This window comes from Paenibacillus sp. J22R232 (assembly GCF_056269165.1).
The window spans coordinates 177,507-193,782 of sequence record NZ_JBWDNK010000007.1; the positions used below are offsets into that span (position 1 = coordinate 177,507).

Annotated in this window: 8 protein-coding genes; 7 read left to right on the forward strand and 1 reads right to left on the reverse strand. The window is 51.6% G+C overall.

The genetic code is table 11. From position 1 onward, the window contains the following. Positions 1-31: 31 nt before the first annotated feature. The 5 genes from AC0YN3_RS20980 to AC0YN3_RS21000 all read left to right on the forward strand — a co-directional run bounded on the left by AC0YN3_RS20980 (position 32) and on the right by AC0YN3_RS21000 (position 11,202). Positions 32-1,663: an extracellular solute-binding protein gene (locus AC0YN3_RS20980; protein WP_475776913.1), complete on the forward strand. Its 1,632-nt coding sequence runs from the start codon at positions 32-34 to the stop codon at positions 1,661-1,663. A gap of 351 nt (positions 1,664-2,014) precedes the next feature. Further along, the gene (locus AC0YN3_RS20985) at positions 2,015-2,869 is read left to right on the forward strand and encodes an ABC transporter permease (protein WP_475776988.1); all 855 of its coding nucleotides are present in this window, start codon (positions 2,015-2,017) and stop codon (positions 2,867-2,869) included. Positions 2,870-2,884: 15 nt separating this feature from the next. After that, positions 2,885-3,808: a carbohydrate ABC transporter permease gene (locus AC0YN3_RS20990; RefSeq protein WP_183565117.1), complete on the forward strand. Its 924-nt coding sequence runs from the start codon at positions 2,885-2,887 to the stop codon at positions 3,806-3,808. Between the two features lie 99 nt (positions 3,809-3,907). Continuing rightward, positions 3,908-5,575 (forward strand): extracellular solute-binding protein, encoded by a 1,668-nt coding sequence (locus tag AC0YN3_RS20995; RefSeq protein ID WP_475776914.1) that lies wholly within the window; start codon positions 3,908-3,910, stop codon positions 5,573-5,575. Between the two features lie 86 nt (positions 5,576-5,661). Beyond that, positions 5,662-11,202: a X2-like carbohydrate binding domain-containing protein gene (locus AC0YN3_RS21000; protein ID WP_475776915.1), complete on the forward strand. Its 5,541-nt coding sequence runs from the start codon at positions 5,662-5,664 to the stop codon at positions 11,200-11,202. Between the two features lie 301 nt (positions 11,203-11,503). Here the strand turns inward: AC0YN3_RS21000 and AC0YN3_RS21005 are convergent, their stop codons facing one another. After that, entirely contained in the window at positions 11,504-13,480 is a 1,977-nt protein-coding gene (locus tag AC0YN3_RS21005; protein WP_475776916.1) for a beta-galactosidase trimerization domain-containing protein, read from the reverse strand. Positions 13,481-13,614: 134 nt separating this feature from the next. Between AC0YN3_RS21005 and AC0YN3_RS21010 the strand changes: the two genes are divergently transcribed. Together AC0YN3_RS21010 and AC0YN3_RS21015 are read left to right on the forward strand one after the other, a co-directional pair. Next, positions 13,615-14,490, forward strand: coding sequence for a helix-turn-helix domain-containing protein (locus tag AC0YN3_RS21010; RefSeq protein WP_475776917.1), 876 nt, complete (start codon positions 13,615-13,617; stop codon positions 14,488-14,490). Between the two features lie 217 nt (positions 14,491-14,707). Next, a complete protein-coding gene (locus AC0YN3_RS21015; protein ID WP_475776918.1) occupies positions 14,708-15,916 on the forward strand; it encodes an MFS transporter in 1,209 nt (402 codons plus the stop codon). The last annotated feature ends 360 nt before the right edge of the window (positions 15,917-16,276 follow it).

The following is a 16,276-nucleotide window of genomic DNA, read 5'->3' on the forward strand; positions in this document are numbered from 1 at the left end:
TCTGCCGCGCTTGAGGCAAGGAGTGGAGAAGATGAAAAAAAGCCAGATTCGCATTTTAGCGGCTCTATGCATCATGATAGTGACTCTGTCGGCTTGCAAGCTGGGCGGCGGAAACGAAGAACGGGAGAGTGGCGGCAAGCCTGCGCCAGTAGAGATTAATGTGTTTGCTCAGCAGGAGACGGGCATCGATCTGCGCACGAATGATTTCACGAAGCTGCTCGAGAGCAAATTCAACGCGCGCATCAATTGGGATAGCATTACGCCGGACGGAGCCAAGGAGAAACGTCAAATATCGCTCGCTGGCGGAGATTATCCGGATGCGTATATTTTGACGGCATATTTGGACCAGTTCTCGCAATCGGATTTGCTGAAGTACGGGAAAGAGGGCGTCATTCTGCCGCTTAACCAGCTTATTGAGCAATATGCGCCCAACATTAAGGCCGCTATGGAGAAGGATCCGACCTTGAAAGCGTTCAATACGGCTCCTGACGGCAATATTTACGGCCTGGTCGCTTACAGCGAATGCTTTCATTGCTCCTATCCGAACAAAATGTGGGTGAATACCGATTGGCTCTCGAAGCTCGGTTTGGCGATGCCCACAACGACCGCGCAATTCAAATCGATGCTTGAGGCGTTCAAGAATTCGGATCCGAACGGGAACGGGATAGCCGATGAGATACCGCTAAGCGGCTCCATCGAGGATTTCGGCGTCCGCATCATCCCCTACCTGATGAATGGGTTTATATATGACGATGACCGCAATTATTTGGCCATGAGCAATGGGAAAGTGGACACGGTAGCGAATAAGCCGCAGTGGAAGGAAGGGATCGCCTTCATTAAGTCGCTTTACGATGAAGGCTTGATTGACCCGGGAGCGTTTATACAGAACGCTGAAGCGCTCAGAAGGATCGGCGACAATACCGGTGCGCCGGTATTGGGTGCTGTCGCGAGCATGCATCCGGCCATATTCACGAGCGAGCGGCTGAAGGATTACGCACCGATTCCGCCGCTTCAAGGACCGTACGCATCCTATGCGACCTTCGATGGGGGAGGCATACAGCCTGGCGCGAAGTTCGCCATTACGAATAAAGCGAGCAAGGAAGCGCAAATCGCGTTAATTCAAATGGTCGATTACATCTACACGCCGGAAGGGCAGACGATTGCCCAGTCGGGCCTGGAGGGCATCGGCTGGAGGAAGCCCAAAAAAGGCGAGGCGGCGCTTGGCGATGGCATTGCTCCGCAGTTTGCAAGCCTAATCCCGATTAACAACGCAAAGCCGACCAATTCCGGCTGGAGCGGGATGGCACATTTCTATATGCCGAGGGAATATCGCGATAGCTGGGTGGCAAGCAAGGATATTTACGCGCTTGACGGCTATGAACGAAGGCTGATCGAGGCGACACAGTTTTATGAAGGACATGAGCCTGCCGAAATGTTCCCGATTTGGACGATTTGGCTTGATCCGGCGGAAGCGGACGAGGCGGGTATCCTCCATACGAATCTTTCTAATTATATTGAGCAAAGCACGCTTCAGTTTATAACCGGCGATTTGAATTTGGACAAGGACTGGGACGGTTATTTGGCAGGGCTCGCTAGCATGCAGGTTGGAAGGTATCTTGAAATTATGCAGAAGGCGTACAACCATTCGAATTCAAATAAATAGTTTTCCAATGTATGAGATCCCGGCTGCCGCGCAGCCGGGATTTTTTTGCGCTGCGTGCACGGTACAGCTGATAAAGCCGATAAATGTACGCCAGTACGGGGATTTGCCCCCTGTGAATCCGAGTTTTTGTACGTAAAAAGACGCAAGTGTACCTGTTTGGAGGAGGTGCTTTTCTACTATGATCAGTCGTATAGAAAGCGCTATCATACATCAGCAGGTAGTCACTTAGGGGGGATTGTTCTGGAAAAAGAAATCGTACTGAATAATAAGTTGTTGAAGGCAAAGGGCAAGCGAAGCCTTGCGGAAGAAGCGGTTCGAAGCTTCAAGAAGCATTGGCAGCTGTACCTGATCATTATACCGCCAGTGTTGTTTTTCCTTATTTTTAAATATTATCCGATGCTGAATGCCGTACTCGCCTTTAAGGATTACAACGTCATTAAAGGAATATGGGGGAGCCCGTGGGTAGGCTTCAAAAACTTTCAGTTGTTTTTTGATAATCCGATGTTCTGGCCCTTGGTCAAAAACACGATCTACGTCAGCGGATATTTATTGCTCGCAGGGTTTCCGATCCCGATCATACTCGCGCTGATGCTGAACGAGGTCCGCAACGGAAGATTCAAACGGACCGTACAGCTGGTCACCTTCGCGCCATATTTCATCTCAACCGTCGTCATGGTGTCGATCATTATGCTGTTTTTGGCGCCGAGGCTCGGATTCGTCAACGTTGCTTTGAACTACTTCGGGCTCGACTCGATCAACTTCCTGGGAGAGGCCAACATGTTCCGGTCGATTTACGTTTGGTCGGACATTTGGCAGACGGCTGGTTATTCAGCGGTTATTTATTTGGCGGCGCTGTCCGGCATTGATCCGACCTTGTACGAGGCGGCTAAGGTAGATGGAGCATCACGCTTCCAGAAGATCCTTCACGTAGATATTCCGGGCATTTTGCCGACCATCACGATTATTCTCATCCTGAACGTAGGCAGCGTCATGGCGATTGGCTTCGAGAAAATTTACTTGCTCCAAAACCCGCTCAATAAGGTAAATTCTGAAATTATCGCTACGTATGTCTATAGCGTCGGGCTGTTAAATGCCAATTACAGCTTTGCAACGGCGGTTGGCTTATTCAATTCATTCATTAATCTGGTACTACTATTCGTCGTCAACGGCTTGGCGAAAAAATTCACGAAATCGAGCATTTGGTAAAAGGGGAGTGCGCCTATGGCATCGTCAAAAATAGCAACGCAGCAGGCACCAATTAGACAAACGATTAAAGATTCAGCGGGTGATAAAGTCTTTTTGTTCATCGTATACACGGTTTTATTTTTGGTGTTAATCGCGGTTATTTATCCGCTTATTTATATTCTTAGCAGCTCGATCAGCAGTCCGGCAGCCGTAACGTCCGGCCGCGTCTGGCTGTGGCCCGTGGATATTTCGTTCAAGGGCTTCAAGGTTCTGTTCGACACCCCGCAAATTATGCAGGGCTATGGCAACTCGCTGTTCTACACGGCAGCGGGAACGATAATCAGCGTAGTGCTTACGGTTATGATTGCGTATCCGATGTCGCGCAAATCATTTTTTGGCCGCAGCGTCATTATGATGCTCATCACGTTCACCATGCTCTTCAGCGGCGGCTTGATCCCGACCTACATGGTTGTGCGGGAATTCGGCATGATCGACTCCCGTTGGGCGCTGCTCATTCCGAATGCGGTCTGGGTATGGCAGGTCATTATCGCACGCTCCTTCTTCCAAAATTCCATTCCCGACGAGCTGTTCGAGGCGAGTGAGATCGACGGATGCAGCGATATCCGGTTTATGCGGAGCGTCGTTGTTCCCTTATCCAAGCCGATACTCGCCGTGCTCTTCCTCATGTACGGCGTTGGTCAATGGAATGCATACTTTGACGCATTGATCTACCTGAAATCGGCGAACCTGTTCCCGCTGCAGCTTGTCCTGCGGAGCATCATCATCATGAACAACAGTGCAAGCGTGACCGATGCCCTGAAGCAGGTGGAGAGACAGCAGCTCTCCGAGCTGCTGAAATATTCACTTATCGTGGTGGCGACGCTGCCGGTTCTGATCATCTACCCGTTCGTGCAGCGGTATTTCGTGCAAGGGATGCTGGTCGGCTCGGTAAAAGGGTAACGACACGAGGGATATGGAAGGGAGGTGGTCGACTTGTAGCGTTAACGCAAGGCCAATGGCAATCCTTAATGAATCGATACGAAAAGGGAGCGAACAAAGATGAAAAAGAAGCTTTTGGGTTTGTTGGCAATCATGGTTGTAGCCAGCATGACGCTTGCTGCGTGCTCGCAAAATAATAAGCCTTCCAACACGGCGACCAACGCGCCGAACGCACAATCGGAAGAGACGGGAGAAACCGCACCGGTTGAAGTTACGTTATTCGCCGTTCAGGAGCCTAACATTGATCTGGCAACGAACAAATTCACGAAATTCGTAGAAGAGAAATTCAATATCAAGATCAAATTCGAAACGACGCCGCCGGACGGCGCGAAGGAGAAGCGTCAAATCTCGCTAGCGAGCGGTGACTATCCGGATGCCTACATGCTTCCAGGGTATGTCGATCAGTTCACGCAAGCGGATGTCGTGAAGTACGGCAAGCAAGGCGTACTCGTGCCGCTTAACGACCTCATCGATCAATATGCGCCTAACATTAAAGCCGCTATGGAAAAAGACTCGGATTTGAAAGCGTTTAACACAGCGCCGGACGGCAATATTTACGGTTTGGTCGCTTACAGCCAATGCTTCCACTGTTCATATCCGAACAAAATGTGGATCAACACAAAGTGGCTGGATAAACTGCAATTGGAAATGCCAAAAACGCCGGAAGAATTCAAAGCGGTATTGTCGGCGTTCAAAACAAAGGATCCTAACGGCAACGGCGTTGCCGACGAAGTGCCGCTTAGCGGCTCGATCGAGGATTTCGGCGTACGCGTCATCCCGTTCCTAATGAACGGCTTCGTCTATGACGACGACCGCAACTACTTGAACCTGACTGGCGGCAAGGTGGAATCGGCAGCGCTTAAGCCGGAATGGAAAGAGGGCTTGACGTACATCAAATCCTTGTACGATGAAGGCTTGATCGATCCAGGCGCATTCGCGCAAAATTCGGAAGCATTCAAAAAAATCGGCGAAAACGGCGATGCTCAAATTCTTGGCGCCGGCGCCGGCATGCACCCTGCTATCTTCGTTAACATTGACGTAGGCAACAAAAACTCGGCGGACTACAATCCGGTTCCGCCACTGACTGGCCCGCACGGATCATTCGCTACCCATGATGGCGGCGGAGTTGCTCCCGGAGCGAAATTCGTCATCACGAACAAAGCTTCCGAAGAACAACAAATTGCTCTCATTAAATTAGTTGATTACATGTTTACCGAAGAAGGCCAAACGAACGGCGCATCGGGTATGGAAGGCATCGACTGGAGAAAGCCGAAGGAAGGCGAAGTTGCTCTTGGCGAAGGCGTAGAACCGAAGGTTGCCACGATTCCTGCCGTTGAAGGCGAAGCGCCTCGCAATGCGGGTTGGAGCGGAACGGCTCACTTCTATATGCCGCGTGAATACCGCGACAGCTGGGTTCAAGGTACGGATATTTACGATTCTGCCAACTATGAGCGCAGATTGTACCAAGCGACGCTGCAGTATCAAGGCCATGAGCCGAAGGAGCTTTTCCCGCTCTGGGCGATCTGGATCGATAACGCAGAGGTTGACGAGGCGAGCATTCTGCAAACGAACATTAAATCTTACATTGAGCAAAACGCGCTGCAATTCATTACAGGCAACAAAAACCTGGAGAAGGATTGGGATGCTTACGTGAAGGGTCTCAAGGATCTGAAGATCGACCGTTACTTGGAAATTTTGCAAAAAGCGTATGACCAATCGTTTAAGTAAGGCATAAGGCTTCTTAACTACACAGGATCAGGTTTTTATTGCGAGATAAAAGCCTGATCCTATTTTCTAAAAAAAGGAGATAAATAATGAATCTAATGTTGAAAAAGACCCGGCTTTGGCTGCTTGTAACCGTTCTGTTCGCGACCCAGCTTGGAATAGTGGCGCCGAGAGGAAACGTCGTGGAGGCGGCCGATAACGGCCTGGCTGCAAAGCCATATATGGGCTGGAGCAGTTACAGCCTGCAAGTGTATACGGGAAACGGACAGTGGATTACCGCAGCCAACATTAAAGCGCAATCCGACGCGATGCACGAGAAGCTTCAGCCTTACGGGTATGAATATATCAATATAGACGCTGCTTGGAACGGCGGCATGGACGGGTACGGACGCCCGATCCCAAGCACAACGCTATACCCGAACGGTCTTCAGGAGGTTATCGACTATGTCCATGCGAATGGGCAGAAGATCGGTCTATATGGAATTCCCGGATTATCGCCGCAGGCGTATGATCAGGATTTGCCGATTTACGGGGCTCCCGGCTGCTCGATGCAGGATATCGCGGCACAGCCGATTCAGGAATCGGATTACTGGGGACTTGGCTACAAAATCGATTTCAACCAGCCTTGCGCGCAAAGCTACATAAACTCGATTGCCGACCTATACGGCGAATGGGGTATCGACTTCTTGAAGTTTGACAGCGTGACGCCGGGCTCGGGCATCTCGGATCTATCCCTTGATGCGCGGGATGACGTGAAGGCATGGGCACAGGCGCTTGCTCCGCACCAAATTTGGCTGGAGCTTTCATGGGCGCTTGATATCAAATACATCGATTATTGGAAGGAATATGCCAACGGCTGGCGTGTCGATTGGGATATTGAATGTTATTGCGGCGACGGCGGCTTAACGGCATGGCCAAGCATCGCTCGTCTATTCCCGAAGGCGGAGCAGTTCTGGCGCCATGCGGGACCTGGGGGCTGGAACGATTTTGACTCCTTGAATATCGGAAACGGCGCGATGGACGGCATTACGCCTGACGAGCGCAAGACGGCAATGACATTCTGGGCCTTATCCTCCGCACAGTTGTACATCGGCAATGACATGACCAATTTGGACGAATACGGATTAGAGCTGTTAACGAACGAAGAAGTCATCGCGGTCAATCAAGCTGGCCGACCGGGTCATCCGGTATCGACTGCTACCGAGCAGCAGGTATGGTATGCGAATAACGGTGACGGAAGCTACACGGTTGGTCTCTTCAACTTAGGGAGCTCAGCAGCTACGGTTAACGTGAACTGGAGCGACATCGGCTTGACTGGACCGGCAACGGTTCGCGATCTTTGGAGCCATGAGGATCTTGGTACGTTTGATGACGGATATAGCGCCGTTAATCTGGCTTCGCATGCCTCGCGATTGTTCAAGGTAATGGCCCAGGACGGCACGGCGGCTGCGAATGACGATGATACCGGCATGAAATATACAGGCGATTGGACGCGTAACGGAGGCCAGCAGCTTCCTGGCGACAAGCAAAACATCGTTATTGACATTACGGATGCGGCTGCGCTGAACAGTACGATTAGCCCTGTAACCGCGTCGTTCAATAAGAAGTCGTCAGAGCAGGCAGACGTGGCAACGACATTAACGCTTAACGGAAATACGCTTGCGAGCATCTCGAACAATGGAGCTGCGCTTGTGTCTGGCACGGATTATAGCGTTGCGGGCAATGACGTGACGATTAAAAAGGAATATTTGGCAGGCAGAGCGGTAGGCACGACGAATCTGACCTTTACGTTTAGCGGCGGGGCTTCTCAAACCTTGGCGATAGCCATTAGCGATACGACGATCAGGGATAGCCGGGTTACGCCTGCTACGGTAAGCTTCGATAAGAAGCCGGCGGCCCAGTCTGATACGGCGCTTACGGTTTCGCTTAACGGAAATACGCTGACCGGCGTAGAGCATGGCGGGAACGCGCTTGCTTTGGGAACGGACTATACCGTATCCGGCACGCAACTGACGCTCAAAAAAGCGTTTATGGATACGCTTCCAACAGGGACGTCCGACTTGACCTTCTCGTTTAGCGCGGGCTCGCAGCAGACGGTTTCGTTGGTCGTGCGCGATACAGCGGTCGGAGGCTCAATATCGATTAATGATGACAATGCGTCAATCGTCTATACGGGCGGCTGGAATCGCAGCTATAACCGGAACCTTGGCGACTATATGGACGATGTGCATTATGCCGAAGCGAACGACAACGATTATTTCACGTACACCTTCACGGGGACGGGAATCGAATTCATTACCGAGCTGGATCCTTCGCAGGGCAGCATCGATATTTATGTCGATGATCAATTCCAGCAGACGGTCAGCACGTATAATATCGGTAGATTGGCGCAGCAGCCGGTGTTCAACATCACTGGTTTGGCAAACGGACCGCATACGCTCAAAGCAGTGAAGAAGTCGGGCTACTTCTTATTGCTGGATAAGCTTCGCGTTAGCGTGCCTGACTTGATCAGCGCGACTACGGGAGACTTTGACAAAGCGGCAGGCCAGCAAGCGGATCTTGCGCTTACGACGACAGGAGCCGGCAGCAGCCTAAGCGCGATTTCGAACGGTGCAGATGCGCTTGCATCCGGTACGGATTATACGGTGTCGGGCAATGCCATAACGATTACAAAAGAATATTTGGCAGCTCAGCCTATCGGAACGACGAGCCTGACGTTTGTTTTTGACGGCGGAGCCGTACAGACGCTCTCCGTTGCGGTCATCGATTCGGCTGCATCGAACAGCACGATCAGCCCGGCCTCGGCCAGCTTCGACAAAAAAGCATCCTTGCAGGCTGACGTTGTAACCGCAATGACACTTAACGGAAATGCGCTTGCCGCTATCGCAAACGGTGCGGCAGCACTCGTATCCGGCACGGATTATACCGTTTCGAATGACGAGGTTACGATTCATAAGGCGTACCTTGCGGGGTTGCCAAATGGAACAGCAAACCTGAAATTCAGCTTTAGCGAGGGAGCATCGCAGACGCTGGCCATTGCGGTTAGCGATACGACGGGTCAGAACAGCACGCTAAACCCTAGCGCGCTAAGCTTCGATAAACGTGCGGATGCGCAAACGGACGTAGCGACGGCTATTTCCTTCAACGGAAACAGCTTGAGCGGAATTGCGAATGGGGCGGAAGCGCTGCAGGCGGGCGCCGATTATCTCGTATCCGGCGATCAGCTTACGATCAAGAAAGAGTACCTTGCGGGCAGGCCGAACGGCATGGCTAATCTGACCTTGTCCTTCAGCGGCGGAGTACCGCAGACACTGGCGATTGCCGTAAGCGATACGTCCAGAGGCAGGCATGTCCTCGTTAATAACGATGATAGCGAAATTTCCTATAAGGGCGCATGGCAGCATGGACGCAATAGGGGCCTTGGCGATTATAAGGATGATGTGCAATACACGGAAAACAACAACGATTATTTTGAATACCAATTTGCAGGAACGGGCATTGAGCTCATAACAGAGAAGGATTCCTCGCAGGGGGACATCGATATCTACGTGGATGGCGTATTCAAGCAAACGATCAGCACATACAATTCTAACAGGCAAATCAGGCAAACCGTTTACAGTATCCAAGGGTTGACTGAGGGTACGCATACGATTAAGGCAGTTAAGAAATCAGGCTATTACATGCTGCTTGATCTGCTTTCATTCCGAATTACGGATATGATTAGCCCGGATTCGGGAAGCTTTGACAAAACAGAGCAGGCCGACGTGACGACAACGCTTCAGATCGATGGCAGCAATCTGCTTGGCATCGCGAATGGCGAAACGCCTCTTGCGGCAGGCACCGATTATACGGTTTCAGGCAGCGAAATTACGATTAAGAAGGAATATTTGGCTGCACAGCCGGATGGCGCAGTTAATTTGGCCATTTCCTACAAAGGCGACTTCCAAAACGATCTGCACGGCACGGAAACGAACGGCGATTACGTGCAATATTCGTTCACGGGCACGGGCGTATCCTTGATTGCGCCGATGTCATCGGTACAGGGCGATGTCGACATTTATGTAGACAATGTGTTTAAGGAAACAGTAAGCGGTTATCATGCAAGCAGATTGACACAGCAGGAGATTTATTCGATTTCCGGTTTGGCTAACGGTCCCCATACGATTAAGGCCGTTAAAAAATCCGGCGATTACATGCTGGTTGATGGCGTGAAATTTCAAGTGAACGCGGCAACGTTGCCATCTCCAACACCTACGCCGTCGGCAACACCGTCGGCAACACCGTCAGAAACGCCGACGGAATCACCGACAGCAACGCCAACGGCAACACCGACAACGACGCCTTCTTCGGCGCCTGGCACGGGCGGGAATGCTGATTCCGGCAAAGAGACTTTATCCATTGACGTAGGCAATGCCGGAAAAGCCGTTGTTACAAGAACGAAGCAGGCAGACGGCAAGAAGCAGGATGTCGTGTCATTGACGGCAGAGCAAGCGCGCAAGGCGGCAGAGAGCTTGAAAGAAGCTGGCCTCCAAACGGCGAGCTTCGTTATTCCGGATACGAAAGACGAAGTATCGCAAACGACGTTTAACCTGCCTAAGGACGCGAAGCAAATATTCGCAGACGCTCAGATCGGCTTGGAGCTTATGACGAAGAACGCGAAATTGGTAGTGGGAAGCAGTGTGTTGGCAGCTATGACGGAGGATCTGTTCTTCCATCTGACGCCGATAAAGGAAGAAGCGAAGAAGCTTGAAGCAGCTGGCCGGGCAAATCGGGAAGCAGCTGTAAGAATAGTAGCAGGCAATGAACAAGCAGCAGTCATTGGCCGCCCGATGAGCATCGAAACAAACGTGCAAGGCGGCGATGTTACCATTATTTTACCGCTGAAGGACGTTCAGCTTAGCGAAGCGCAGTGGCAGGACCTTGCCGTGTACATTGAGCACAGCGACGGTACAAAGGAACTGCTTAAAGGAAAGATCGTTCCTTATAACGATAAGGGTGACAAGGGGCTGCAATTCACGGTACACAAATTCAGCTTGTTTACATTAATCCATGTTCCGGGCCTAAAGGATTCAAGCCTTGGGGCCGCGTACATGAATGGTTATGAGAACGATAGGTTTAAGCCCGACAATAAATTGACAAGGGCAGAAGTCGCGACGATTTTGTCCAGAATCGTTAATCGGGAAGCGGCAGAAACTTCCGAGGTATCCTATAGTGACGTGCTTGCGTCCAACTGGGCAAAGGACGCGATTGCAAAAGTATCGGATCTGGGCTTGATGCAGGGCTATGAGAACGGCAGCTTTGGCGCAAGTAAATCTATCACGCGCGCCGAGATGGCGAAGCTCGTATCCTCGCTTATCGGCGAAACGGATATGACTGGAACAGGATTTAATGATATTGCGGGGCACTGGGCAAAAGCCGATATCGAGAAGGTGCAGGCAGCCGGAATCATTAACGGGTACGCGGACGGCACCTTTAAGCCCAATCAGGCACTGACACGCGCGGAAGCGGCAAGCATCATCAACAAGGTGCTGGGCAGAAGCGCGGCAAGCTCCTCGGTACAGTCCCCATGGAGCGATGTACCTAGCACCCATTGGGCGTATGGCAACATTTTGGCAGCAACGGTTGAGTAGAGGAACTGGGGCTGGGCCAAAAGGATAAACCAAGCGGATAATCCCTTAAGAGCAGAAAATGCTCCGTCCCTAAAGGGTAAACCGAGCGGATAATCCCGTAAGAGCGGAAAAGGATCTGTCCCTAAAGGGTAAACCCGAGTAGGTCAATCCTATAGCATGCAAAGGAACCTTCAACCCCACTAATAGTGGAGCTGAAGGTTCTTTTTTAAGCCGCTATTACATGCAAAGCGGGAGCGTGATTGCTCAATCGATGCTTGAGACAGCCCTCGTCTCTGTTGGGTATGAAATATTGCTGGATAGGCTAATGCTGGATAACGACCATCTGATGGCAGGACCATAGAGGAATCGTATAGCTTACGGTACCGTTCTCCTGCTTGAAAGGGAGCGGAGTGTTCTGCGGGGCCAAATAAACCTCGCGCACCGGCTCTAATAGGGCGATGGTGGCCTCCGTATTGAGGACGGGCGACAGATCCTCGATAACCTCGACATGTTGTCCGCGTCGAACAGGGGATGCATACAGCAAATGATGAACAAGCCGGTTGTGCGACTGCTGGGCTTGAAGCGTCGTTATGCCCTGGGCAGGCAGGTTCGTGCGCAGCTGCTTATTCGCGAGAAGGCGGTCAAGCGCGTAACAAATGATTTCTTTGACGGGCAGGCTGCCCTTGAGCGCATAATCCTCGAAGACGTTCCAAGCGATATAAATGCCATCCGGACCCTCGGTTATGCCAGGCCCTGCATCCTCCATATTGGAAGGCGTATGCTGGTGAGAGCAGAATGTGAACAAATCCCGGTTGAAATAAGAATTCTCTTTGCTGCCGAGGGAAACTCCTCCCTGTGACAAGGCAATGTCCTGTCCTTCCGTATAAAGGACGAAGGAAGCATTCTGGAGTGACGGCAGCGCAAAGCCGGGCTTGAGGTAGGATGGCATAAAGGAGGAGACTCCTTGCCACTCCGCGCCCAAATCGAGCTCGAAGCGAGTCCCGTCAGCGGATAAGCCGGAGCGTCCGGTTGCAAGCACCTTGCCGCCTTTATTCAGGAAATCGGCAAGCTTTTCTTTTAAAGGCTCGGTTAGGACGATGGCGTCGGGCAATAAAACGACCGCATATTTGCCTAAGTCAGCCTGCGTATCGATAACGTCGAATAAATAATGGCCTTCGAGCAGTATTCGGGCTGCTCCGGTATCGGTATGCTTGCTGTGGTCATCGATCGTACTGCCGCCAGGCGAAAGGGAAGCGGCTTCGGCGGAGAGCAGTGCAATATCGGCAACGGAAGCCGTATTCTGGCACCATTCTTCCTTCTCTGCGACCTCCTTGTAGGCTGCGCCGATCAGCGTATAGGTTGCGTGATCCATGAGCCCGCCTGGATGAAGCTGATCGCCTATCGAGCAGCGGGCGCCGTTCGCAAGGCTAAGCGCTGCTTCATAACGGAGGGCGTTCGGGTGCTTATAGCCGCCAAATTCTCCCCATGAGGTATGGAACTTACCGGTCATGCCAAGAAAGTCGAGACCTAAGGTTTGCGCATACCGGGCGGATAATGGGAAATGGTCGTAGCCCCAGCCGCCAGTGGGCAAGGATTCGAGCTCCAAGTGGGTGTTGAGATGAGCAAGATCGCGACGTCCTCTGTCGACATGGCTGCTATTATGGAAAACCGGGAGGCCTGGCTTAACGGCATGGACGGTATTATTCATTCGTGCTGCATAGTTGAAATACGTCTCTTCCCAAAGCGCCTTCATGTCGTTGAGGTTGCGCGGATCGGAGCCTCGCTTGCGAATTTCGGTGACGCAGAATTGGCAATAACACTCGCGTATGCCAACGATATCGAGGAAAATGCCGTCCGCGTCATAACGGGTCACAACCTCGTGCACTTGAAGGGCGAGCACATCCAAATAGGGTGAATTCATGCAAAATTGATGATAGCCCGGCGTCATGAAATTCGGCGTCCAGTTCGTTTTTTCGTTCTGATCGCGAATGAGCCATTCCGGGTATTTGCGGGCAAGCCTCTGGTCTAATCCGGCAGATAAGTAGACGGGCGTCTTTACGCCGATTTCATGTGCGGCTTCAATCTGCGCGCCAAGCAGATCGAACGCCAAATGCGGATGGATTTCATTGGCATCGGAGGGATGGTAAGCCCAGCCGTGATGACATTTGGAGAATACGGTAATCGAGTCGACGTAGCCGGTTCGGAGCATGTCCTGGAACTGCTTTTTGTTAAAAGCGCTGCCGATATCTTTGATTGCTTCAGAAGTATGGAAATCGAGATGAACTTGACGGAATCTCATGGTTGGTGTCCTCCAGTAGAATAAAATGGGTATGATGATATCTACCACTCTAATCGATTGAAAATGACTATACAGCTGACAATAGCGACTTTATATAGTACAATTTCTGCATCTTAATTCAAGGAGTGACAAGGATGCTCGTGCTAGAATTTCAAGCTACGCCAAGCCCGTTATTGGCCGCTATCGGTTACGGTTTATGGCAGCCCGGGATTATGCATGCGAAACGCCAATTTGAAGTATACGATCTGCTCATCTGCACGAAAGGTGCGTTATATATGGAAGAGGAAGGCTGTAGCTACGAGATTCTGGCGGGCATGGTGCTTGTGCTCGAGCCTGGGAAAACGCATCGCGGTTATCGGCCGACGGAGGTAGAAACAGAGGTATATTGGATCCATTTTGAATACTCGCAGCCAGATATGCTTTCGTTATTGACTGAGAAAACAAGCTGGCAGCAGCCGCTGCTAAAGCGTACGGACCAGGATATCGTCGCTCCGCCCTCCACGGTACGTATTCCAAAATTCGCCTCGGTGGATTTGCGTTCGGTCGTGCCGCTGCTGGAGCGGATGATTCAATTGCATCAGGTGCTGACGCGCCAGCGCGCATTCGAGCTGCAGGTGCTGTTCGGAGAATTCCTTCTTCTTCTGCAGAAAGGGACGATCAGGAACAGCCCGCAAGCCCGTTCCTATTCGCTGAGCGAGAAAGTGGCGGTTTATTTGGAAAGCCGCTTGGAGGAGCCCTTCGACTCCGAACACATGGAGCGGGAGCTGCATTATCATTTTGACTATTTGGCACGCTGCTTGAAGCAATATACGGGCATGAGCCCGATGCAATACCGGCATCATTTGCAGATTGAACGCGCAAAGCGGCTGCTTGCCCATTCCGAGCTGCCGCTGAAGGAAATCGGAGCGCTGTGCGGGCTTGCGGATAACACGTATTTTACTAGGCTGTTTAAAAGGCAAACCGGGCTGACACCTGGCGAGTACCGCAAGCAGAATCAAGTGTTTTTGTAGAAAGAGTCTCCTTTCAAAGCCACAATACCTGCTCTAAGCACAATATCTGCTCTAAGCTCAAAAAACGTTGTTACGCCTGAGTTAAGGGCTATTTCCGGCTGTTTTCCTTGTTTATGCACCCCTTTGCGGATTTTGAACAAATGGTAAAGGAGGCGTATAGTGGGTAATAGTGTAGAGGCATCGGAAAAGGATATTGCGTGCAAGGAGGTCAATAGGTTTGCAATCATGGCAGCGTACAATGTGGATTTTGTGGTTTGGTGTTTTATTTTGCAGCTCAAGCTATACCATGTCGGTTCCGTTTCTGCCGTTGTTTTTGTTCGATTTGGGCGTACCGGAAAGCTCGGTCAACCTATGGGCGGGCATTGTGCATTCCTCTGCGTTTCTCGTCGGGGCAGTGATGGCTCCGCTGTGGGGCATGCTGGCGGATAAGTACGGGAAGCGGAAAATGGTTATTCGGGCGGGAATTAGCCTAGCGTTTATTTACGCATTAATTGCTTTTGTTCAAACCCCGTGGCAGCTCGTCGGCGTGAGAATGCTGCACGGCTTCGTCGGCGGCTTCGTTCCGGCATCGATGTCGATTGTGGCTACAATCGCACCCAAAGAAAAGCTGGGGTGGAGCCTTGGCATGATGCAGGCAGGGACGATGACCGGGGGCATTCTCGGACCGCTGTTCGGAGGTTTGCTGGCACAGGCATTCGGCCTGCGCCGATCGTTTGTCGTTGCGGCTATCATCATACTGGCAGCGACGGTCGCGGTCGTCATTTGGGTCAGGGAAGGGAAAGCGGAGCCGCTGGCGGAGAAAAAGAAAGAAAAGCCGGTTACGTACCGCATGGCTTTCCGAAACCGCGCACTGATGAGCATGCTTATGCTGCTCGCGCTTTTTCAGCTTTCCATTAACATGATTCAACCGCTGCTTACGCTGCATATTGCCAAGCTGCAGGGAGGTCTGCAGGGAGCGGTGCTGTCGGCGGGCTTCGTGCTTTCCCTTATCGGCATTGCCGGCATATTGGCTTCGCCGGTTTGGGGCAGGCTTGGTGAGAGAAGGGGTTATCACCGTATTCTTGTCACCTGCTTGATGTGCGCTGGCGTTGTCGTCAGCATGCAATTTTTTGTCCAGGATCTATGGCTGTTTGCGGTTGTGCAATTCGTGTTCGGCTTGTTCATGGCAGGCATATCACCGATTGTGAATACCCTTGTCGTGCAGAGCACGGATGAGCAGTTCCGCGGCCGATCCTTCGGCCTAACGACGAGCGCGAACCAATTCGGTTCGATGCTGGGTCCGCTCATTGGCGGTTTGCTTGGTCTTGCCGTCGGCATCAACTGGATATTCGTCGCAACCGGCATGATGATGTTCGCGGCGGGCATTAGCGTATGGCTTCGGCGCAAGCATGAACTGGGGCAGGAGCGGAGAACGGCTAGGAGCTAGAGGGTAACGACAAGACACAAGACGTAAGAGATAAGAGACATGATACATGAAGTAAGAGGTAAGAGGTAAGAGGCAAGATGCTAGCTAGTCTTAGAACAGTAAGAGGTTAGGCGGCATTGGGCAGCGTGAGCTTTGAGCAGATGCGGAAAGTTTGCCTTGCGAGCCTAGATTGTGTATTGGCAAAAAGGGTCGACTCTTAAGTCGTATTATGGATGCCAGCTGCGGCTTGTTACGTCAAATAGCGATAAAAAAAACTTCAGCCCCACTTTTAAAGTGGCGCTGAAGTTTTTTTACGATGTAATGAATTTGTAAACCGCTACCTTACCCTTTTGGGGGCAGCTCCCTCGAACAGCACGCTAA

Excerpts from the sequence above, each read along its gene's own strand:
- AC0YN3_RS20980 (WP_475776913.1), top strand. The coding sequence starts at position 32 with ATGAAAAAAAGCCAGATTCGCATTTTAGCGGCTCTATGCATCATGATA.
- AC0YN3_RS20990 (WP_183565117.1), top strand. The coding sequence starts at position 2,885 with ATGGCATCGTCAAAAATAGCAACGCAGCAGGCACCAATTAGACAAACG.
- AC0YN3_RS20995 (WP_475776914.1), top strand. The coding sequence starts at position 3,908 with ATGAAAAAGAAGCTTTTGGGTTTGTTGGCAATCATGGTTGTAGCCAGC.
- AC0YN3_RS21000 (WP_475776915.1), top strand. The coding sequence starts at position 5,662 with ATGAATCTAATGTTGAAAAAGACCCGGCTTTGGCTGCTTGTAACCGTT.
- AC0YN3_RS21005 (WP_475776916.1), bottom strand. The coding sequence starts at position 13,480 with ATGAGATTCCGTCAAGTTCATCTCGATTTCCATACTTCTGAAGCAATC.
- AC0YN3_RS21010 (WP_475776917.1), top strand. The coding sequence starts at position 13,615 with ATGCTCGTGCTAGAATTTCAAGCTACGCCAAGCCCGTTATTGGCCGCT.